19 protein-coding genes and 8 tRNA genes are annotated in these 20,894 nt (G+C 64.3%); 5 read left to right on the top strand and 22 right to left on the bottom strand.

Features of this window, described 5'->3' with window-relative positions; all coding sequences use genetic code 11:
• Positions 1-190 precede the first annotated feature (190 nt).
• A complete protein-coding gene (locus K7I12_RS05910; protein WP_031382366.1) occupies positions 191-583 on the top strand; it encodes a thiol-disulfide oxidoreductase DCC family protein in 393 nt (130 codons plus the stop codon).
• Between the two features lie 26 nt (positions 584-609).
• Here the strand turns inward: K7I12_RS05910 and K7I12_RS05905 are convergent, their stop codons facing one another.
• The 9 genes from K7I12_RS05905 to rnr form a co-directional block, all read right to left on the bottom strand.
• A complete protein-coding gene (locus K7I12_RS05905) occupies positions 610-912 on the bottom strand; it encodes a DUF6482 family protein (RefSeq protein ID WP_031382365.1) in 303 nt (100 codons plus the stop codon).
• 279 nt (positions 913-1,191) lie between these two features.
• Positions 1,192-1,491: a hypothetical protein gene (locus K7I12_RS05900; protein WP_031382364.1), complete on the bottom strand. Its 300-nt coding sequence runs from the start codon at positions 1,489-1,491 to the stop codon at positions 1,192-1,194.
• 113 nt (positions 1,492-1,604) lie between these two features.
• On the bottom strand, positions 1,605-2,993 hold the full coding sequence (gene dnaB / locus K7I12_RS05895) for a replicative DNA helicase (protein ID WP_031382363.1): 1,389 nt from the start codon (positions 2,991-2,993) through the stop codon (positions 1,605-1,607).
• 181 nt (positions 2,994-3,174) lie between these two features.
• Positions 3,175-3,621 (bottom strand): 50S ribosomal protein L9, encoded by a 447-nt coding sequence (rplI, locus tag K7I12_RS05890; protein ID WP_031382362.1) that lies wholly within the window; start codon positions 3,619-3,621, stop codon positions 3,175-3,177.
• A gap of 15 nt (positions 3,622-3,636) precedes the next feature.
• Positions 3,637-4,488: a hypothetical protein gene (locus tag K7I12_RS05885; protein ID WP_031382361.1), complete on the bottom strand. Its 852-nt coding sequence runs from the start codon at positions 4,486-4,488 to the stop codon at positions 3,637-3,639.
• Positions 4,489-4,501: 13 nt separating this feature from the next.
• The gene (gene rpsR, locus K7I12_RS05880; RefSeq protein WP_031382360.1) at positions 4,502-4,729 is read right to left on the bottom strand and encodes a 30S ribosomal protein S18; all 228 of its coding nucleotides are present in this window, start codon (positions 4,727-4,729) and stop codon (positions 4,502-4,504) included.
• Positions 4,730-4,755: 26 nt separating this feature from the next.
• The gene (gene rpsF / locus K7I12_RS05875) at positions 4,756-5,154 is read right to left on the bottom strand and encodes a 30S ribosomal protein S6 (protein ID WP_031382359.1); all 399 of its coding nucleotides are present in this window, start codon (positions 5,152-5,154) and stop codon (positions 4,756-4,758) included.
• 286 nt (positions 5,155-5,440) lie between these two features.
• Positions 5,441-6,364: a 23S rRNA (guanosine(2251)-2'-O)-methyltransferase RlmB gene (gene rlmB, locus K7I12_RS05870; RefSeq protein ID WP_269438574.1), complete on the bottom strand. Its 924-nt coding sequence runs from the start codon at positions 6,362-6,364 to the stop codon at positions 5,441-5,443.
• Entirely contained in the window at positions 6,361-8,769 is a 2,409-nt protein-coding gene (gene rnr, locus K7I12_RS05865; protein ID WP_035575053.1) for a ribonuclease R, read from the bottom strand. The genes rlmB and rnr overlap by 4 nt, the downstream gene beginning before the upstream one ends.
• A 205-nt stretch (positions 8,770-8,974) precedes the next feature.
• On the opposite strand from rnr, the gene K7I12_RS05860 reads away from it, so the two are divergent.
• From K7I12_RS05860 to K7I12_RS05850, 3 genes are all read left to right on the top strand, one after another.
• A tRNA-Leu gene (locus K7I12_RS05860) sits at positions 8,975-9,061 on the top strand.
• 133 nt (positions 9,062-9,194) lie between these two features.
• Positions 9,195-9,281, top strand: a tRNA-Leu gene (locus tag K7I12_RS05855).
• A 24-nt stretch (positions 9,282-9,305) separates the two neighbouring features.
• Positions 9,306-9,392: transfer RNA gene (locus K7I12_RS05850), tRNA-Leu, on the top strand.
• A gap of 108 nt (positions 9,393-9,500) precedes the next feature.
• Here K7I12_RS05850 and K7I12_RS05845 read toward each other — a convergent pair.
• The 3 genes from K7I12_RS05845 to K7I12_RS05835 form a co-directional block, all read right to left on the bottom strand.
• Positions 9,501-10,352: a DNA/RNA non-specific endonuclease gene (locus tag K7I12_RS05845; RefSeq protein WP_031382356.1), complete on the bottom strand. Its 852-nt coding sequence runs from the start codon at positions 10,350-10,352 to the stop codon at positions 9,501-9,503.
• Between the two features lie 37 nt (positions 10,353-10,389).
• A complete protein-coding gene (locus K7I12_RS05840) occupies positions 10,390-10,665 on the bottom strand; it encodes an Lrp/AsnC family transcriptional regulator (RefSeq protein ID WP_031382355.1) in 276 nt (91 codons plus the stop codon).
• Between the two features lie 68 nt (positions 10,666-10,733).
• A complete protein-coding gene (locus K7I12_RS05835) occupies positions 10,734-11,240 on the bottom strand; it encodes a methylated-DNA--[protein]-cysteine S-methyltransferase (RefSeq protein ID WP_231663414.1) in 507 nt (168 codons plus the stop codon).
• Between the two features lie 220 nt (positions 11,241-11,460).
• Here K7I12_RS05835 and K7I12_RS05830 point away from each other — a divergent pair, with 220 nt between their 5' ends.
• On the top strand, positions 11,461-11,772 hold the full coding sequence (locus tag K7I12_RS05830) for a high-potential iron-sulfur protein (protein WP_031382353.1): 312 nt from the start codon (positions 11,461-11,463) through the stop codon (positions 11,770-11,772).
• A 6-nt stretch (positions 11,773-11,778) separates the two neighbouring features.
• On the opposite strand, the gene K7I12_RS05825 is transcribed toward K7I12_RS05830, so the two are convergent.
• The 10 genes from K7I12_RS05825 to K7I12_RS05780 form a co-directional block, all read right to left on the bottom strand.
• The gene (locus K7I12_RS05825; protein WP_031382352.1) at positions 11,779-13,326 is read right to left on the bottom strand and encodes a SpoVR family protein; all 1,548 of its coding nucleotides are present in this window, start codon (positions 13,324-13,326) and stop codon (positions 11,779-11,781) included.
• A 37-nt stretch (positions 13,327-13,363) separates the two neighbouring features.
• The gene (locus tag K7I12_RS05820; protein ID WP_231663412.1) at positions 13,364-14,647 is read right to left on the bottom strand and encodes a YeaH/YhbH family protein; all 1,284 of its coding nucleotides are present in this window, start codon (positions 14,645-14,647) and stop codon (positions 13,364-13,366) included.
• Between the two features lie 91 nt (positions 14,648-14,738).
• Positions 14,739-16,661, bottom strand: a complete 1,923-nt coding sequence (locus K7I12_RS05815) for a PrkA family serine protein kinase (RefSeq protein WP_031382350.1) — start codon at positions 16,659-16,661, stop codon at positions 14,739-14,741.
• 201 nt (positions 16,662-16,862) lie between these two features.
• Positions 16,863-17,927: a threonine aldolase family protein gene (locus tag K7I12_RS05810; protein ID WP_031382349.1), complete on the bottom strand. Its 1,065-nt coding sequence runs from the start codon at positions 17,925-17,927 to the stop codon at positions 16,863-16,865.
• Between the two features lie 123 nt (positions 17,928-18,050).
• Positions 18,051-20,120, bottom strand: coding sequence for an FAD-dependent oxidoreductase (locus K7I12_RS05805; RefSeq protein WP_084173255.1), 2,070 nt, complete (start codon positions 20,118-20,120; stop codon positions 18,051-18,053).
• A 137-nt stretch (positions 20,121-20,257) separates the two neighbouring features.
• Positions 20,258-20,334, bottom strand: a tRNA-Asp gene (locus tag K7I12_RS05800).
• 14 nt (positions 20,335-20,348) lie between these two features.
• A tRNA-Val gene (locus K7I12_RS05795) sits at positions 20,349-20,425 on the bottom strand.
• A 78-nt stretch (positions 20,426-20,503) separates the two neighbouring features.
• Positions 20,504-20,580, bottom strand: a tRNA-Asp gene (locus K7I12_RS05790).
• Positions 20,581-20,665: 85 nt separating this feature from the next.
• A tRNA-Asp gene (locus tag K7I12_RS05785) sits at positions 20,666-20,742 on the bottom strand.
• 21 nt (positions 20,743-20,763) lie between these two features.
• Positions 20,764-20,839: transfer RNA gene (locus tag K7I12_RS05780), tRNA-Val, on the bottom strand.
• Between the last annotated feature and the right edge of the window lie 55 nt (positions 20,840-20,894).

Genomic DNA, 20,894 nt, shown 5'->3' with positions numbered 1-20,894 from the left:
TGCTTTGCGATCCCGTGAGTGTATCAATCCCGCCGGCCGCCACGGGAATTAACTCAAGCTATCGGCGGTATTTGTAAAGGCTTGTACAAACATCAGTTGGAGACAGCGCTATGCCCGCCATTGTCACTGATGAGGCTATGCTGCCAAGTAAGGAAAGTGTATCCACTGCATGAATTGGGACCGACCAACGATGACGCTACGCCATTCGCCAGCGCATGTCCGCGCGCCACTGATGCTGCTCTATGACGGCGATTGTCCGATCTGTCAGCGTCAGGTCGCCTGGATCCAGCGGCATCCCCATCGTCAGCGTGTGCGCTGCGTGGACATACGCGCCAGGGACTTTTCCGCGAGCGCCTGGGAACGTGACTGCGAGGAATTGCTGGGCCGAATGTTTGCCCAGGATGGCGCGGGGAAATGGTTCGCGGGGATGGACGCGGTACGTGCGATGCTCGCGCTGCTCGGCTATCGACGGTTGGTCTGGCTATCTCACCTGCCGGGAATCAGGCCATTGCTCGACCGGCTCTACCTGGCAGTGGCCCGGCATCGCTTTGCGCTGGGGCGTTGGCTGCCCCCGCTGCGCTGAGACCAGGCCGGTAATTGGCGCTCCATCTAAAAGACCAACGGCATGCGTGACGCCAGCGGCTCCTGATAGTGCGCTTGACGCCCGATCATCTCGTCGTGGGCGACGTAATGCACCAGATAGGCGCGGTGAATCCCCGCCCGCTTGAGCTCCAGGTAGATGTCGTCCAGGGCACGGAACATCATCGGCTTGCCGCGTTGAGTCAGCAGGTGCCGATCACCTTCGATGTCCTCGATTTCAACCTGATAACAACGGCTGCCGGCGTGGCTGATGACGCGCACTTCGAAATTGGCATGATTGTGGACGTACTGCTTGAGCACATGAAGGTCCATGGCTCCCTCCTTTTATAGTAATGCACGCACGGGCGTTGGCGTCCTGCCACGCTACCCGGCACAGATGACAGCGGCGTTTCACCTGAGGCGTCCTGTCGCGTTGCGAAGAGCTATCGAGCGCCTGGCCGGAAAGAGGAAAGATGAGTTGATCGATCGGTCAGACCGTCGATCGAAAGGGCAATTCAGCGCCACTGAGGACGCCAGTCACGAGGGTCGCCTGATCAGCCCGGGGCCGGCAACGCGAACCAGTGCCGAAGCGTCGCCCCACCGGGCCACCGCTCAGTCGCGCTGAAAGGTCGCGGGGTCGATGGCGATCCCCAGCGAATTGCGGTCCACCCAGTTGCCGGCCTTGGTTTCCTTGTAGCGGAATACCACGCAATCGCCCTCGCCGACCGGCAATTCGGCGTCCTCGGTCTGGTAGCTGTAGGTCACGCCATCGACCACCAGCGCGTAGCGGTAGAGGTCCGGCATGCCCAACCACTCCTTGAACGGCCCTTCGCGCGATACGCTCTCGAGCGTTCCACGCGCTTCAAGTTTCGGGGTCCGATTGCGGTTGCCGCGACGAAATCCGCCCGCCATGCGTATCTCCTTGTCGACTCTATTGGATGGAAACCGTTACTGCCTGACCGCCCACTGCCACGGGGCCGGCATTATACGACTCGCGACGCGCGGCTCAACCGTGCTGGCCGGCATCATTCGCCAAAGTGCTGGCCGTAGCTATCGGGCGCCAGATCCTCGAAGCGCGTGTACTTGCCGATGAAGGCCAGATGCACGGTGCCGATCGGCCCGTTACGCTGCTTGCCGATGATCACCTCGGCCAACCCCTTGTTGTCGGGATTGTCCTGATTGTAGACCTCATCGCGGTAGACGAAGGTGATCACGTCGGCGTCCTGCTCGATGGCCCCCGATTCACGCAGGTCCGACATCACCGGACGCTTGTTGGGGCGCTGCTCCAGCGAGCGGTTGAGCTGCGACAACGCCACCACCGGACAGTCGAACTCCTTGGCCAGCCCCTTGAGCGAGCGCGAGATCTCCGAGATCTCGCCGGTCCGGTTCTCGGAAAACCCGGGGATCTGCATCAACTGCAGATAGTCGATCATGATCATGCCCAGGTTGCCGTGCTCGCGAACCACGCGCCGGATCCGCGAGCGCATCTCGTTGGGCGACAGCGCCGCGGTATCGTCGATGAACAGCTTCTTGTCCTTGAGCAGGTTGACCGCCGAGGTCAGCCGCGGCCAGTCCTCGTCCTCGAGCTGGCCAGTGCGCACGCGGGTCTGGTCGATACGCCCCAGCGACGACAACATGCGCAACATCAGCGATTCGGCGGGCATCTCCATCGAAAACACCATCACCGGCTTGTCGCTGGAGATCACCGCATGTTCGACGATGTTCATCGCGAAGGTGGTCTTGCCCATCGACGGGCGCCCGGCCACGATTACCAGATCCGATGGCTGAAAGCCCGAGGTCATGTCGTCAAGATCGCGAAAGCCCGACGATAATCCGGTCATCCGGCCCTGCATGTTGAACAGCTCGTCGATGCGATCGACCGCCTTGGAGAGCAGTTCGCTCATGCCGATCGGGCCGCCCATCTTGGGCCGCGATTCGCTGATCTGGAAAACCAGTCGCTCGGCTTCGTTGACCAGCTCGTCGGATGGCCGGCCCTGCGGCGCGAACGAGCTTTCGGCGATCTGATTGGCGGCCTGGATCAGCTTACGCAGGGTGGCCCGCTCGCGAACGATGTTGGCATAGGCGCGGATGTTGCTGGCCGACGGGGTGTTGCGCGCCAGGTCGGCGAGATAGCCCAGGCCGCCCACGGTATCGAGCTGATCGCGGGACTCCAGCGCTTCGGAGAGCGTCACCACGTCGAGCGGGTGACCGCCCTCGGCAAGCGGGATCATGGCATTGAACACCAGGCGGTGTTCGTAGCGGTAGAAATCGTCGGCGACCAGCAGCTCGGACACGGTGTCCCAGGCCGAATTGTCGAGCATCAGCCCGCCGAGCACCGACTGCTCGGCTTCCAGCGAATGCGGCGGCACCTTGAGGGCGGCGGTTTCCTGATCGAGTTCCAGGGCGTCACTCATGGACGAGGCTTCCAGCAGTAAAGGGAGCGCGGCGGGTCAACGCCCGCGAGGCCATTCTACCTAGCAATCGCAGGACCTGACATGCCCGGGATCGCTTGCAGGATGCCGATAAAATAAAAGCGCGGCAGCCGAAGCTGCCGCGCTCGATTACAAGGTCCGGCGAGCGACCTTGGGCCGCGTGTTACTCGGCGACGATCACGATACGCACGGTGGCGTCGACTTCCGCATGCAGATGCAGCTGGATGTCGTACTCGCCGGTGGCACGCAGCGGCCCTTCGGGCATGCGCACTTCGCTCTTGGCGACATCGATGCCGGCCTGGGCCAGGGCATCGGCCAGGTCGCGCGGACCGATCGAACCGAACAGCTTGCCTTCGTCGCCGGCCTTGGCGACCAGCGACAGTTCGATGTCGTTGAGCTGTTCGGCACGCGCTTCGGCTTCCTGCTTGCGCTCGACGGCCTGGGCTTCCAGTTCCGCACGCTGCGCTTCGAAGGCTTCGACGTTGTCCTTGGTAGCCGGCACGGCCAGGCCGTAGGGCACCAGGTAGTTGCGACCGTAGCCGGGCTTGACGGTGACCTTGTCACCCAGAGCACCCAGCTTACCGATATTGTCGAGCAGAATGACTTCCATCTCGTTAACCTCTTGTCATTGGCTGCGGGCCAGGCGCGCGCGGAAATCCGCGAACGTATCCAGACAACCCAACAGCAGCACAATCAGAATCATGGGCCAGGTGGTCAGCAGCAATACGTAGAACGCCACCAGCCATAACCCGTTCATCCCCTTGAGACCCACCAGGCCGTGCACCAGCGCCACGCCGCTGACCAGCAGCGGTACCCAGCCGAGCATCGGCAACGCCGGCACCGCGAGCAATGCACCGATCACCGTCAAGGCGATCAGCAGTGCCAGCTCGCGGCCCTGCAGCCGCAGGGCGTGGAACTCGGCGCGAAAGCCGCCGGGGTTGTACAACCCCGCCTGCCAGCTGCGCGCCAGCGCCAGACAGGCTATCGCGGCCAGCGTCACGATCAACCCGGTAATGCCGCCGATCAGCAGGATCGCAAGCTGCTCGGTGGCCACGCCCTGTGCGCTCAACTGGTCGAGCATACCGCCAATCTCGGTCGAGCTCTGACGCAACTGCTCGAGCAACGGGCCGGCCCCGCCCGGCGGCAGGAAGACCCCGAACTGAACCAGCGCGGCGGCCACCAGCGTGCCGGCGATCAGCGCCTCGCTCCAGCGCATCCGCGCACGCAGCACGACGGCCATCAGCGTCACCAGCAACAGGCTGGCCAACGGAATGGTGTCGCCCTGCACCCACCACCAACCGGTGGGCAGCGCGGCGGCGACGATCACCGGCAGAGCCGGCGCCAGGCCGCGGCGCAGCGTCACCAGCGCGGCAACGGCGGCGCTGAACCAGAACAGCCAAGGCACCAGTGCGGCAAGCACCGCGGCACCGGCGGCGTGCGGCGTGCCACGCATTACCCAGCGGGCCAGGGGCAACATCACTTGCTATCGCTTACTGGTGGCTGTCGGTGTACGGCAGCAGCGCCAGGTAGCGCGCGCGCTTGATCGCCGTGGACAGCTGGCGCTGATAGCGTGCCCGCGTGCCGGTGATACGGCTGGGGACGATCTTGCCGGTCTCGGTGATGTAAGCCTTGAGGGTATCGATATCTTTGTAATCGATGTACTTCACGCCTTCGGCAGTGAAGCGGCAAAACTTGCGGCGACGGAAAAAGCGTGCCATGGATCAACTCCTCCTGGATGGGCGAATCAGTTGGCTTCTTCGGCGGTTTCGGAACGCTCGGCACGGGGCCTGTCGGATTTCTCTTCGCGACGTCGACCCTTGTCCTCGGCCGACTTCATCATCGGCGAGGCTTCCGTGACGGCTTCCTTGCAGCGCACAACCAGGCTACGGATGATGGCATCGTTGAAGCGGAAGACGTTCTCGATCTCGTCGAGCGTCTCGCCGCGGCATTCGATATTCATCAGCACGTAGTGAGCCTTGTGGATCTTGTTGATCGGGTAGGCCAGGTGACGGCGGCCCCAATCCTCGAGACGATGCACGGTACCGCCATTCTCGGTGACGAGGCTGGTGTAGCGCTCGACCATGGCCGGAACCTGCTCGCTCTGGTCCGGATGGACCATGAACACGATTTCGTAATGACGCATGGTATCTCCTTACGGTTTGACAGCTTCCCAGTGGCGGCAGACGCTGCTGCTGGCCATGAGGAAGCAAGGAGTCAGTGATTAAACGGGTGAGGGTGTTTCAAGAACCGCGTTATTGTAGTGATGGTACACGCCGCATGCAACTGCCACCGGCTGCAGCCGGCCGATGCCCCAAGGCTATCGCAAATCGCGTTTACACGCGGGGCTGACCCGTCGACAGCTTGCGTGGAGGCGCTGTAAATACCTCCCTGTACGCTACCGACGCCATCCATGGCGCCGGACCTCCACTTCAGCTTGTCCCCGGCGCCCTCATTAGTTCATCGGCGACGGCCCTGGTCGATGCCCGCCGGCGCTGGCGGATCGCTTCGTAAAGGCAGATGCCGGTGGCCACCGAGACGTTGAGGCTCGATACACTGCCCGCCATGGGCAGCGTGACCAGGCCGTCGCAGGCTTCGCGGGTCAGCCGCCGCAGACCCTTGCCTTCGGCGCCCATGACCAGCGCGCAGGGCCCGGTCAGGTCGATGTCGTAGAGGCTGGATTCGGCCTCGCCGGCGGTGCCGGTGATCCACACCCCCGACTCCTTGAGCTTCGCCATGGCGCGCGCCAGGTTGGTGACGCGATACACCGGCACGGCCTCGGCGGCCCCGCAGGCGACCTTGCGTACCGTGGCGTTGAGCGGCGCGGCCTTGTCCTTGGCGACGACGATGCCATGCGCACCGGCGGCGTCGGCGCTGCGCAGGCAGGCGCCGAAGTTGTGCACGTCGGTGACGCCGTCGAGAATCAACAGCAGGGGCGGTTCGGCGTGGGGCCAGCCGCCCAGGCGGTGCCACAACTCCTCTTCGCTGTGCGCCGCCAGTGGCGGGCAGAAGGCGATCACGCCCTGATGGCTGCCACCCTGGGCGAGGCCGTCGAGCACTTCGCGCGGCTGCTCGACCAGGCGCGTCCCGAGTTGCCGGGCGGCGGCGAGCAGATCGGTCAAGCGCTGTTCGGCGGCGCCGGCCTGGAACCACAGTTCGCGGGGCGCCTCGCCGCGCTCGATCAACGCGGCCACGGCGTGCACGCCGAATACGCTGTCCAGCCCCGCGGGGGGCGTGGGCAGGGCGCCGCCGCCACGCCCAGCGCCTTTTTGCTGCGCGTGACTTTGCTGCGCGTGACTTTGCTGCGCGTGACGCGAGCGAGCGGGCTTGTTGCGTGGCCCACCACTGCGACTCATGAACGCTCCCCGGAGGGCTTGCCGTCATTGCCGCCGGAGCCGCCGCCGCGCTCCTGCTTGCCGGGGCGCGGCTTGCGCCGCCGCGATTTCTTGCGGGCGGGCTTGTCGCTCTGGCCGGCTGCGGAGTCCGCCCCGGGCTTGCGCGGCGGGCGCTGGCGGCGCGGCTTGTCGTCGACCAGCTCGAAATCGATCTTGCGCTCGTCGAGATCGACCCGTGCCACCTGCACGGTGACGCCATCGCCGAGCCGGTAGGCCATGCCGCTGCGCTCGCCCTTGAGGCGATGCTTTTCCGCCTCGTAGTGATAGTAATCAGAGGGCAGCGAGGTGACATGCACCAGCCCCTCGACATACACCGCGTCGAGGCGCACGAAGATGCCGAACTGGGTCACCGAGGCGATGGTGCCGTCGAATACCTCGCCGATCTTGTCGGACATGAACTCGCACTTGAGCCAGTCGGTGACGTCGCGGGTGGCGTCGTCGGCACGCCGCTCGGTCATCGAGCAGTGCTCGCCGAGCTCGAGCATCTGCTCGAAGGTGTACGGCGCCCACTTGCTCGGCGGCTCGACCGGCGCGCCTTCGGCGCGCAGCACGGTGTTGGTCTGGCGCGGACCACGGATCACCGAGCGGATGGCGCGGTGCACCAACAGGTCCGGGTAGCGTCGGATCGGCGAGGTGAAATGCGCGTAGGCCGGGTAGGCCAGACCGAAGTGACCGTCATTCTGCGGCGAATACACCGCGCGACTCATCGAGCGCAGCATCACCGTCTGGATGACGTCGGCATCGGGACGGCCCTTGATCGCCTCGGCCAGATCGCGATAGTCCTGGGGGCTGGGGTCGTCGCCGCCGCCCAGCGACAGCCCCAGTTCGTTGAGAAACAACCGCAGCTTGTCGAGACGCTCCGGCGAGGGCTTCTCGTGGATGCGATACAGCGCCGGCAGGTCGTGCTTGTCGAGAAAGCGCGCCGTGGCGACGTTGGCGGCCAGCATGCACTCCTCGATGATCTTGTGGGCGTCGTTGCGCGAACGCGGCACGATCGCCTCGATCTTGCGCTCGTCGTTGAACAGGATCGCTGTCTCGGTGGTCTCGAAATCGATCGCGCCGCGCTCGACCCGCGCCTCGCGCAGCAGCATGTAGAGCGTATGCAGGTTGTTCAGCGACGGCACCAGCGCGCTGTACTGCTCGCGCAGCGTATCGGCCTCGGCATCGTCGCCATCGAGGATCGCCGCGACCTTGTTGTAGGTCAGCCGCGCATGAGAGCGGAACACCCCTTCGTAGAAGCGATAGCGACTGATCGCCCCGCTCTGCGAGATGTTCATCTCGCAGACCAGCGCCAGCCGATCGACGTCGGGGTTCAGCGAGCACAGGCCGTTGGACAGCAGTTCGGGCAGCATCGGCACCACCTGCCCGGGAAAATACACCGAGTTGCCCCGCGAGATCGCCTCCTGGTCAAGCGCGCTGCCGGGACGCACGTAATGCGAGACATCGGCGATCGCCACCAGCAGCTTCCAGCTGCCCGACTTGGTCTTCCAGGCGCACACCGCATCGTCGAAATCCTTGGCGGACTCGTCGTCGATGGTGACCAGCGGCACGTCGCGCAGATCGATGCGGTGCTGCTTGTCGGCCTCGGCGACCTCGGCGGACATGCTGGCGATCTCGTCCTGGACGTCGGGCGGGAACTCGGACGGGATCTCGTAGCTGCGGATGGCGATATCGATCTCCATCCCCGGGTCCATGCGTTCGCCGAGCACCTCGACGACTTCGCCGACCGGCTGGACGCGCGTTTCGGGCTGCTGGGTGATGCGTACCGACACCACCTGGCCGTCCTGGGCGCCGCCGGTGGCGCTGTTGGGGACGATCACCTCCTGGGCGATGCGGGTGTTCTCGGGGATCAGCACGCCGAATTCATTGGAGCGCGCGCGATAGACGCCGACCAGCGTCTGGGTGTTGCGCGCCAGCACCTCGACGATGGTGGCCTCGTCACGGCCGCGGCGGTCGCGACCGCTGACCCGCACCAGCACATGATCGCCATGGAAGACCCGGCGCATCTGGCGCGGGGGGATCACCAGATCGGGCTTCTTGCCGTCGTCGCGGAGCAAGAAACCGATGCCGTCGCGGTGGCCGAGCACCTTGCCCTTGATCAGGTCGAGCTTGTCGATCAGCGCATAGGCGCCGCGACGATTGCGCAGGATCTGACCGTCGCGCTCCATGGCGGCCAGCCGCCGGCGCACCGCCTCCTGCTGGTTGTCGTCCTCGAGGCCCAGCATGCGGCTCATGCTTTCGTCGGTGATCGGCTTGCCGTACTCCTCGAGTCGGGCAAGCAGGTATTCGCGGCTGGGGACCGGCTTGTCGTACTTGTCGGCCTCCCGCGCCGCTTGAGGATCGTCGCTTAACGTCCAGTGATTCATGCGTGGAGCTTCCTTGAATTGAATGGTTCGGGCGGCAGCGAGCGCGGCAAGCGTGGCAAACGCGAAAGGACGAGTGGATATAATGTCATGCGCGCAGTATAGCGCCGCGCGGGATGCGACCCAACCATTGCCGCTACGCCGCCTTGCAAATCCGCCGTTTGCCTCTTGCATTCGGGCATGAAATCGGTATGATTCGTGGCCACTTGCCCAGGTGGCGGAATTGGTAGACGCGCTAGCTTCAGGTGCTAGTATCCTTACGGATGTGGAGGTTCAAGTCCTCTCCTGGGCACCAGAATGACGAAGTCTTGCTTGTCGAGACAATGTCGGGGTGAAAGTCCCCTGTTGGGTGAAACCCTTGATAGACAGCCCTTGATAGACAGCCCTTGATAGACAGTTGCAACACCCCGATCGATGGCCATGTATTCGCCCAGGTGGCGGAATTGGTAGACGCGCTAGCTTCAGGTGCTAGTGTCCTTACGGACGTGGAGGTTCAAGTCCTCTCCTGGGCACCACGCGAATACAGGCCGGCATGATACGCCCAGGTGGCGGAATTGGTAGACGCGCTAGCTTCAGGTGCTAGTGTCCTTACGGACGTGGAGGTTCAAGTCCTCTCCTGGGCACCATCCGTATCATGAGCCGATCACTCCCCTCTCGCGCTGCGCTGCTCTTGCGCAATGGTTATCGCCCGTGAATGACGCTCGGGCACGCATCGCTGACTCGCACTCACCGCTTCAGTAACGCGACGGCAGACGCGCCACCTGCGACAACTGCCAGCCGGCGGTTTTCACCGACGATTCCAGACGATGTTCGATCGGCCCCGGCAACTGCGGGAAGAAATCCAGCCCGGTACGCGCCTCGACTTCGTCGATGCTCACCAGGTAGCGATCGAGCGGCTCGTTGCCGGCGACATCCTGCGGCATGACGAAGGCCAGCGCCCGCGGTTCGCTGCTCGGCACCACGACGATCTTGTAGAACGCCTCGGGCACCTCGACGAGCCCCACCCGGTTGAACACGCCGCCGATGCCTTCCGCGAAGATCGGCCCGGTGATCACCTGCAAGGTGCCGAAGCGCGCCGCGAAACGATCGATCACCACTTCCTCGAGGCGTTGCCAGAGCCGCCGGTTGAGGCCGGGACGCTGCGGCGAGATGTTCGACATCAGGAAGGTCTGGCGCTGAGCCTCGCGCCCATAACTGACCGCGATCGCGTAATTGGGCGCCATGTGTCCGCGATCGTAGCCGCTGCCGGAATAGTTGCCGGCGGTGATCGGCCACAGGGTTCGCCAATCGCGGCGAAAATCGGGCCGCTCGCCGATTCGCGCATCGTCCACCGCGCTCAGCTGGTAGCTGACCCATAACGGGTTGACGCGCAGGTCCGACCAGCCGACCAGCACGCCGTCGTTGCGCAGCACGCGGTTCACCGCCAGCGGATTGTCGAGCGACCAGTCGGGTATGCCCATCCACACCAGCCGCTCGCGCACGTCGCGCTCCTGCCAGTACCACAGCCCGCTGGCGACCACCACGAAGGCCAGCGCGACGCCCAGGTTGCGCACCTGGCGGCGCATGAAAGGCAGCGCGCCGATCATCGCCCGCTCGCCACGGGAGGCAGTCGCCCGGCGGCCATCAGAAACCTACGCTGAACATGGTTTCGAGATCGTGCCGCGAGTGCACCTGCATGGCGTTGAGCGTCTCGGTCTCGCGAATGCCCTCGACCTGGTTCAGACGCTCGGTAACCAGCGTGGCGAGACTCTCGAAATCGGGCGTACGGGCAATGGCGACCAGGTCGTAACGGCCACAGGTCGAATACACTTCGCTGATACCGGTGAGTTCGGCCAAGCGCTCGGCGACGCTGTTGATGCGGCCTTTCTCGGCATTGATCAGGATCACGGCGTTTTGCATCGGTCTCTCCTCGCTACCGGCGCGAGCCGACGGCTCACGGTTGCGCAGAAGTATACCAGCCGTGTCGCTCAGGAGGCAGAGATGACACCTGTTGACTCGTCCGCCTCCATGGCGAGCAACTTGCGCTTGAGCGCCTCGCCGCCAGGGTAGCTGCCCAGCCGGTTGGCGGCGACGACCCGGTGGCAGGGCACCAGGATGGGAAGCGGGTTGGCGGCGATCGCGCTGCTTACGGTAATCACCGCACGTTCTTCGCCCAATCGCTGGGCCAGTTCGCCATAGGTGCGCGTAGTGCCATAGGGGATGCGCATCAGCGCCGCCCACACTTCGCGCTGCGCCTGGCTGCCCTCGGGCGCAATATCCATGTTGAAGCTGCGCCGCCGCCCGGCCAGGTAGGCCAGCACTTCGTCGCGTGCCTGACTCAGCCCCTCGTCGTCACGCTGCCAACCGGCAGTGACAGCGTCGCCCGGCGACGCGTCGCCCGAACCATCCACGGCAAAATACAGATGGCGCAAGCCGGCCTCGTCGCCCGCCAGGGTGAGCATCCCGACCGGGCTTTCGAATGTGGTGAAACGCATGACGTCTCCTTGACCTGATGCGGCCGATTGCCGCACGACTCATCGCAGCGGGACGGGATCGGCTAGGATGAATCCATCCATTATACTCGCCAGTTTTCAATTAAGCTTGACAGCGGCACATCAGAGGCAAAAAACGCCCCTCCAACGCGGACCGACACCGCGATCCAGCACTTCCAGCGAGCCGGTCCTGCAATCGTCCCGCTCGAATCCAGGAGATTCCATGGCCCATCACAGCCGCCGCGATTTCATACGCCACAGCCTGCTCGGCCTCGCTGCACTGCCCTTCGGCGCCGGCGTGCTGTCCCACAAGGCGCTCGCCCAGCAACTACCGCCGCTCGACCCGAGCCTCCCCCAGGCCAAGGCGCTCAACTACGTCACCCAGGCCAGCCAGGCCAGCGATCAGCCGGCCTATTCGCCGGGCGAGCGCTGCGACAATTGCATGTTCTACACCAAAGCCAACCAGGGTTGCCGATTGTTCCCTGGCTACAGCGTGGCGCCGGGCGGCTGGTGCCAGTCGTGGACCCGCGCCTGACGCCGGCTACGCGCGCTCCTCAAGATCGGCGGGTAACGGCCATTGATAGCGGCGCACGACGTCGTCGTCCTCGATGGAGTGCAGCTTGACCGGGAATCCCCATAGCTGGTGCAGGTAGCGCAACACCGGATAGACGCTCTTGGCCAGCGGCCGGCGCCGATCCTGCACGTGGTGCAGGGTCAGTGAGCGGTCGCCGCGAATGTCGGCCTGCCAGACCTGGATATTGGGCTCGCGCACCGAGAGCGCGTACTGGGTCGACAGCGCCTCGCGCACCCGCCGATAGCCGCGGTCATCATGGATCGCCGCGATGGTCAGCATCTCGTCCTGATCGTCGTCGACCAGCGAGAACAGCTTGAGATCGCGAATCACCCTGGGCGACAGGAACTGCTGGATGAACGATTCATCCTTGAAGTTGCGCATCGCGAAGTGCAGCGTCTCCAGCCAGTCGCTGCCGGCCATGTCGGGAAACCACTCGCGATCCTCGGCGGTGGGCTCCTCGCAGATGCGCTTGATGTCGCTGAACATCGCAAAGCCCAGCGCATAGGGATTGATGCCGTTGAAATAGGGGCTATCGAAGCCCTGCTGGCTGACCACCGCGGTGTGCGACTGCAGGAACTCGAGGACCAATCCCTCGTCGACCAGCCCCTCGTCGTAAAGCCGGTTCATGATGGTGTAATGCCAGAACGTCGCCCAACCCTCGTTCATCACCTGGGTCTGGCGCTGGGGATAGAAATACTGCGCCAGCTTGCGCACGATGCGCACCAGCTCACGCTGCCAGGGCTCCAGCAACGGCGCGTTCTTCTCGATGAAGTAGAGCAGGTTCTCCTGCGGCTCGGCCGGGTAGCGGCCGTACTGGTGCAGGCCGAGCGGATCCTCGTCGTCACTGTGCGGGCCGCTGTCGGCGGAGTTGTCGGGGATCGTTCGCCACAGCAGGTTGACCTGCGACTGCAGGTATTCGGCACGCTCCACCTGGCGCCGCGCCTCCTCCTCGGGAGAGATCGGCGAGGGCCGCTTGTAACGATCGACGCCATGATTCTGCAACGCGTGGCAAGCGTCGAGCAACTGCTCGACGGCGGCCACGCCGTGACGCTCCTCACATTCGGCGACGTACTTGCGGGCAAACACCAGGTAGTCGACGATCGCCGAGGCATCGGTCCAGGTACGGAACAGGTAATTGCCCTTGAAGAACGAGTTGTGGCCATAGCAGGCGTGCGCCATGACCAGCACCTGCATCATCAGCGTGTTCTCCTCCATCAGGTAGGCGATGCAGGGATCGGAATTGATCACCAGCTCGTAGGCCAGCCCCATCTGCCCGCGCCGGTAGGCCTGCTCCACCGACAGGAACTGCTTGCCGAACGACCAGTGGTGGTAACCGATCGGCATGCCCACGCTGGCGTAGGCGTCCATCATCTGTTCCGAGGTGATGATCTCGATCTGGTTGGGATAGGTGTCGAGCCGGTACTCATCGGCCAGACGGGCGATCTCCCGCTCGTAGGCGGTCAACGTTTCGAAGTCCCAATCCGAGCCGGTGGCGATGGGTTCGCGTCGGGTCATACGGCCTCCTGTGCCCATGCTGCTGATGGGCCAAAGCTCACTGCGTGGCGCGGCGCCGGAAGAGTTCGCGGAAAACCGGGTAGATGTCGCCGCCCTCGACGATCTGACGCATGGCGAAACGCTCCGGAAAACTGGCCTGGACGCTCTCGTATTCCTCCCAGAGCGCCTGATGGGCGTGCGGGGTGATCTCCACGTAAGTGAAATACTGCAGTCGCGGCATCAGCGACTTGACCAGCAACTGACGGCAGGTGGTGGAATCGTCGTCCCAGTTGTCGCCGTCCGAGGCCTGGGCCACGTACAGGTTCCACTGGTTTGCCGGATAGCGCGCGCGAATGATCTCGTCGACCAGCGTCAGGGCACTGGACACGATGGTGCCGCCGGTCTCGCGCGAGTAGAAGAACTCCTCCTCGTCGACCTCCTTGGCGGCGGTATGGTGGCGCACGAAGACCAGCTCGACTTTCTCGTAGTTGCGCTCCAGGAACAGATAGAGCAACAGGAAGAAGCGCTTGGCGATGTCCTTGTGGGCCTGGGTCATCGATCCCGAGACGTCCATCACGCAGAACATCACCGCCTTGTTGGAGGGTTGCGGCTGGTCGATCAGGTTGTTGTAGCGCAGATCGAAGGTATCGATGAACGGCACCGCCTCGATGCGCTGCTCGAGGCGTTCGATCTCCGCCTTGAGCTCCTGGATGCGCGCCGGGTTGCGCAACACCGGGTCCTTGCGCTCCTCGGTTGCGAGCGCTTGTTCGGCTGCGCGCAGCGCACGCCGCAGCGGGGCGCGCATGGCGATGCGCCGGGCCTGTGCCTCGCGCATCGAGCGCACGATGTTGATGCGCGCCGGCACCCCCTCGCGGGTCAGTCCGGCCCGTACCGGGCGCACCTCCTCGAGATCCTTGAGCTGCTTGCGCTCGAGGTGCGGCAACTCCAGGCCGTCGAAGACGAAATCGAGGAACTCCTCGCGACTCAGCGAGAAGGCGAACTCATCCATGCCCTCGCCCTGATTGGACGCCCCGCCTTCGCCGCTGCCGCCACCCCCACCGCCGCCGCTGGGGCGCTTGAGGCGGTCGCCCTCGACGAACTCCTTGTTGCCCGGGCTGACCACGTTACGGCGGCCGCCGGGCCCGTGCTGGAAGACCGGCTCGGAGATGTCGCGGGCGGGAATCGAGACCTTCTCGCCGCGCTCCATGTCGGTGATCGAGCGGCGGTTGACGGCCTCCTCCACCGAGCGCTTGATGTGCGTTCGGTAGCGGTCCAGAAAGCGCTGTCGATTGACCTCGCTCTTGTGCCGGGCGTTGGGACGTCGATCGATGAAATAGCTCATGCGTGCCTCCCGTGCGGGTTGCGACGCGAAACGCGGGGCACCAACGCCCCGCCTTCACCGTCGCCTGGGCAACCATCGTCAGTACCAACCGTCAGTGCGACTTGCGCACGCGCAGATACCATTCGGACAGCAAGCGCACCTGCTTCTCGGTATACCCCCGATCGACCATTCGGGCGACGAAATCCTCGTGCTTGCGCTGATCGGCCGCCGAGGCCTTGGCGTTGAAGGAGATCACCGGCAGCAACTCCTCGGTGTTGGCGAACATCTTCTGCTCGATGACCCCCTTGAGCTTCTCGTAGGACTGCCAACTGGGGTTCATGCCGTTGTTCTGGGCGCGCGCGCGCAGCACGAAGTTGACCACCTCGTGGCGGAAGTCCTTGGGGTTGGAGATGCCCGCCGGCTTCTCGATCTTCTCGAGCTCCTCGTTGAGCGCCTGGCGGTTGAACAGCTCACCGGTCTCGGGATCGCGATATTCCTGGTCCTGGATCCAGAAGTCGGCGTAGGTGACGTAGCGATCGAAGATGTTCTGACCGTACTCGCTGTAGGACTCGAGATAGGCGGTCTGGATCTCCTTGCCGATGAAGTCGACATAGCGCGGCGCCAGGTACTCCTTGATGAAGCGCAGGTAGCGCTCATGGGCTTCCTTGGGCAGCTGTTCATGCTCGAGGCGCTGCTCGAGGACGTACAGCAGGTGCACCGGGTTGGCGGCGATCTCGTGGGAATCGAAGTTGAAGACCTTGGACAGGATCTTGAAGGCGAAGCGCGTCGACAGCCCGTCCATGCCTTCCTCGACACCCGCGCTGTCGCGATACTCCTGGATCGACTTGGCCTTGGGGTCGGTATCCTTGAGGTTCTCGCCGTCGTAGACGCGCATCTTCGAATAGATGCTCGAGTTTTCCGGCTCCTTGAGCCGCGAGAGAATCGAGAACTGCGCCAGCAGCCGCAGGGTGTCCGGCGCGCAGGGCGCCTCGGACAGCGACGAATGCTCGAGCAGCTTCTTGTAGATGTTGATCTCCTCGGAGACGCGCAGGCAATACGGCACCTTGACGATGTAGACGCGATCGAGGAACGCCTCGTTGTTGCGGTTGTTGCGGAACGTCTGCCATTCGCTCTCGTTGGAGTGGGCGAGCACCACGCCGTCGAAGGGAATCGCGCCCATGCCTTCGGTGGGGTTGTAGTTGCCCTCCTGAGTGGCGGTCAGCAACGGATGCAGCACCTTGATCGGCGCCTTGAACATCTCGACGAATTCCATGATCCCCTGGTTGGCCTTGCACAACCCGCCGGAGAAGCTGTAGGCGTCGGGGTCGTCCTGGGAATACAGCTCGAGCTGACGGATATCGACCTTGCCGACCAGCGAGGAGATATCCTGGTTGTTCTCGTCGCCGGGCTCGGTCTTGGACACGGCGATCTGATTGAGTCGCGAGGGGTACAGACGCACCACCCGGAACTGCGAGATGTCGCCGCCATATTCCTTGAGCCGCTTGGCCGCCCACGGCGACATCACGCTCTTCAGATAGCGCTGGGGAATGTTGTATTCCTTCTCGAGCAGCTCGCCGTCCTCCTCCGGCGAGAACAGCCCCAGCGGCGACTCGAACACCGGCGAGCCCTTGATGGCATAGAACGGAATGCGCTCCATGAGCAGCTTGAGCCGCTCGGCCAGCGACGACTTGCCGCCGCCGACCGGGCCCAGCAGATAAAGGATCTGCTTGCGCTCCTCGAGGCCCTGGGCGGCATGCCGGAAGTAGGCGACGATCTGCTCGATCGCCTCTTCCATGCCGTAGAACTCCGAAAAGGCGGGATAACGCCGAATGACCTTGTTGGTGAAGATACGCGACAGGCGAGAATCCTTCGACGTATCGATGACCTGGGGTTCGCCGATGGCCTGCAACATGCGCTCCGAGGCACTGGCATAGACGCCAGGGTCCTTGCGGCACAGTTCCAGGTATTCCTGCAGACTCATCTCTTCCTGGCGAACCTGCTCGTAACGGCTCTGGACATGATCAAAGATGCTCATTGAGGCCTCCTTGGATCGCGACACCCGGCCGCTGAGGACAGACAACGACTACCGGGCTGGCGTATCAATCAGCGTAGACGGATTAAAGCGCTTGCAAGGGAGAGCCTGGCATGAGGTCTTTCAACGCAACCGCATGGCGCCCCGCTTTTTTCTAAGAGCTCCGGGCGGCCCATTTGGTTCGATGACGATGCCGAAAACTGCTCAACCGACATTGGAATGGCTCGCCTCCAGCGCTAGACGAATATCGCTCAACAAGTCATCGAGCAGCTCTGTGGTGGTATTCCAGGCGCACACGAAGCGAGCGCCGCCAGCGCCTATGAAGGTATAGAAGGTCCAGCCGAGTTCGCGCAACCGGGCCAGCACCGCCGGCGGCAGCTTGACGAACACGCTGTTGGCCTGGGCCGGGAACATCAGCTCGGTGCCGGGCAGCGCCGCCAGCCCGTCTGCCAGGTAGCCGGCCATGGCATTGGCATGACTGGCGTTGTCCAGCCATGCGCCGGTCTCGATCAGCCCCAGCCAGGGTGCGGCGATAAACCGCATCTTGGAGGCCAGCTGACCGGCCTGCTTGCAGCGATAGTCAAAATCCTCGGCCAGCTCGCGGTTGAAGAAGACCACCGCCTCGCCCATCGGCAAGCCGTTCTTGGTCCCCGAGAAGCACAGCACGTCGACCCCGGCCTGCCAGGTCAGTTCGGCCGGCGAGGCCGCGAGCGAGGCACAGGCATTGGCGAAGCGCGCGCCGTCCATGTGCAGCCGCAGATCGTACTTGTCGGCCATCGCCCGGATACCGAGCAGTTCCTCGCGGGTATAGACCGTTCCCACCTCGGTGGCCTGGGTGATCGAGACCACCCGCGGCTTGGGATAGTGGATGTCGCTACGCTTGGTGACCAGCCGCTCGATGCCTTGGGGAGTGAGCTTGCCGTCAGCGCCGCTGGCGGTCAGCAGCTTGGAGCCGTTGGAAAAGAATTCCGGACCGCCGCACTCATCGGTCTCGATATGTGCCAGCTCATGGCAGATCACGCTGTGATAGCTCTGGCCCATGGCCGCCAGCGACAGCGAGTTGGCGGCGGTGCCGTTGAAGACGAAGAACACCTCGCAGTCATAGTCGAAGAAGCTGCGAAAGCGATCCGCGGCACGCTGGGTCCAGCTGTCGTTGCCGTAGGCGAGATCATCGCAGGCGTTGGCCTTGAGCAGGTACTCCAGCGCCTCAGGGCAGATGCCAGAGGTATTGTCGCTGGCCACGAAGCGTGGAGAGCAATCGGCGGGCATGTCGGCTTCCTTTGAGGGCTGTTATGGTTGCAAGCCACGACTGGGTGCCATCGCGGCCCGGCGTCGCGTGGGTAACACGCTACATGAGTCTACCACTGTGCGCGCTGCACGCGAGCCGCCGCGCTAGAGCGCCGCGGCCACCCGGGTGCCCTGATCGATGGCCCGCTTGGCATCCAGCTCGGCGGCCTTCTCGGCACCGCCGATCACCTGCACCGCCACCCCGGCGGCGCGCAGTGGCTCGAGCAGTTCGATCACCGACTCCTGACCGGCGCAGATCACGATGCTGTCGACCGCCAGGCGCCGCCGCTCGCCGTCGACGCGCAGCGTCAGCCCGGCGTCGTCGATACCCAGATACTCGCAGCCCGCCCAGCTTTCCACCCCGCGATGGCGCAACGCGGCGCGATGCACCCAGCCGGTGGTGGTGCCCAGCCCCTTGCCCGGCTTCGAGGTCTTGCGCTGCAGCAGATGGATCTGGCGCGGCGACGCCACCGCCGCCGACGGCTTGAGACCGCCGGGCCCGTCGACCGTCAGGTCGACCCCCCATTCGGCGCACCAGGCGGCGGGGTCGAGCGCCGGATGCCCCGCATGACTCAACAGCTCGGCGACGTCGAAGCCGATGCCGCCGGCGCCGACGATCGCCACCCGCCGCCCGACCCGCTCGGGATGACGGATCGCCGTCGGGTAGTCGATGACGCTGGGATGATCGCTGCCGGGCAGCTCGAGCGCGCGCGGACGCACCCCGCTGGCCAGGATCACCGCGTCGAAGCCGCGCAGCGATTCGATATCCGCGGCGGTTCCGAGACGCACATCGACGCCATGACGTTCGAGCATCTCGCGGTAGTAGCGCAGCGTCTCGGCGAACTCCTCCTTGCCGGGAATCAGGCGGGCGAAGTTGAACTGGCCGCCGATGTCGGCCTGGCGCTCGAACAGCACCACCCGGTGGCCGCGCTGGGCCGCGGTCACTGCGCTGGCCAGCCCCGCCGGCCCGGCACCAACCACCGCCACCGACTTGGGCGTATCGGCCGGCGCGATCGTCAGCTCGGTCTCGTGACAGGCGCGCGGATTGACCAGGCACGAAGTCAGCCTGCCCTGGAAGGTATGGTCCAGGCACGCCTGGTTGCAGGCGATGCAGGTATTGATCGCCGCGCTGTCGCCGGCGCGCGCCTTGCTCACCCACTGCGGATCGGCAAGGAACGGGCGGGCCATCGAGACCATGTCGGCGTGGCCGTCGGCCAGCACCCGCTCGGCGATCTCGGGCATGTTGATGCGGTTGGTGGTGATCAACGGCACCTTGAGCTCGGCCTTCATGCGCCGGGTCAGTTCGCTGAACACTGCCCGCGGCACGCTGGTGACGATGGTCGGCACCCGCGCCTCGTGCCAGCCGATGCCGGTATTGATCAGGCCCGCCCCGGCGGCCTCGACGGCGCGCCCCAGCGCGACCACCTCCTGCCAGGTGCTGCCCTCCTCGACCAGGTCGATCATCGACAGCCGGAAGATGATCAGAAACGCCTCGCCCAGCGCCTCGCGGATGCGCTCGACGATCGCCACTGCAAAGCGCATGCGGTTCTCGAACGGCCCGCCCCATTCATCGTCGCGCCGATTGGTGCGCGCGCAGACGAACTGGTTGATCAGATAGCCCTCGGAGCCCATCACTTCGACGCCGTCGTAGCCGGCCTCGCCGGCCAGCCGCGCGCACTCGACGTAATCGGCGATCGTCCGCTCGATTTCGTCGCCATCGAGCGCGCGCGGCGGGTAAGGGTTGATCGGCGCCTGAATCGCCGAAGGCGCCACCAGATCGGGGGAATAGGCGTAGCGTCCAGCGTGCAGGATCTGCAGGCAGATGCGCCCGCCCGCCTCGTGAACCGCCGTGGTGACGACACGGTGCCGATCGGCTTCTGCGGTGCTGGTCAGCTTGGCCGCGCCGTGAAACACCGCCCCTTCGGCGTTGGGTGCGATCCCGCCGGTAACGATCAGCCCCACGCCGGCGCGCGTGCGCTCGGCATAGAACGCCGCCAGCCGCGCAAACCCGTCCGGCGCTTCCTCGAGATTGGTGTGCATGGAGCCCATCAGGACGCGATTCGGCAAGGTGATCGAGCCCAGCTGCAACGGCTGGAACAGGTGCGGATAAGCGGTCACGGAGGTTCCTCGGCAAGATTCAAACAACTGTATGAACAGTGTAGCGAATCGCCGCATGGAAACAATCGCGACCAAGGCCAAAGACGGAAGACGGAAGACGGAAGACGGAAGACGGAAGACGGAAGACGGAAGACAGGCTGGACGCGTGGGGCCTGCCCGGCAATGCGAGGCGGCGAATGGTGCAGGGAGGGAAATGGCGGACCGGACGGGACTCGAACCCGCGACCTCCGGCGTGACAGGCCGGCATTCTAACCGACTGAACTACCGGTCCGCATTATATCCGCGTGGTGGGTGATACTGGACTCGAACCAGTGACCCCCAGCATGTGAAGCTGGTGCTCTAACCAACTGAGCTAATCACCCATCGAATGCGCTACACAAGTTAGCGGGGCTACTAGAGAATCTACTAGTAGAGAACCTGTAGCAGAATCTCGACAGACATGGCGGACCGGACGGGACTCGAACCCGCGACCTCCGGCGTGACAGGCCGGCATTCTAACCGACTGAACTACCGGTCCATTTTCAACGCATCGGGCTGTCACCGCCGTCAACACGCAGCTGCCTGGTCAATCCGAAATCGCCAGGCGAAATCGGCACGAAGAATGGCGGACCGGACGGGACTCGAACCCGCGACCTCCGGCGTGACAGGCCGGCATTCTAACCGACTGAACTACCGGTCCGCATGTCTTCGCAACGTGATTTGGTGGGTGGTACTGGGTTCGAACCAGTGACCCCCAGCTTGTAAGGCTGGTGCTCTCCCAACTGAGCTAACCACCCGGTCACGTGGCGCTGCATTCTACCGGGCAACGTCGGAATGTCAACGCCTTTTCGA

This window comes from Halomonas sp. IOP_31 (assembly GCF_021151495.1).
Lineage (GTDB): Bacteria > Pseudomonadota > Gammaproteobacteria > Pseudomonadales > Halomonadaceae > Modicisalibacter > Modicisalibacter zincidurans.
This window is presented reverse-complemented; position numbering and strand designations above follow the sequence as displayed.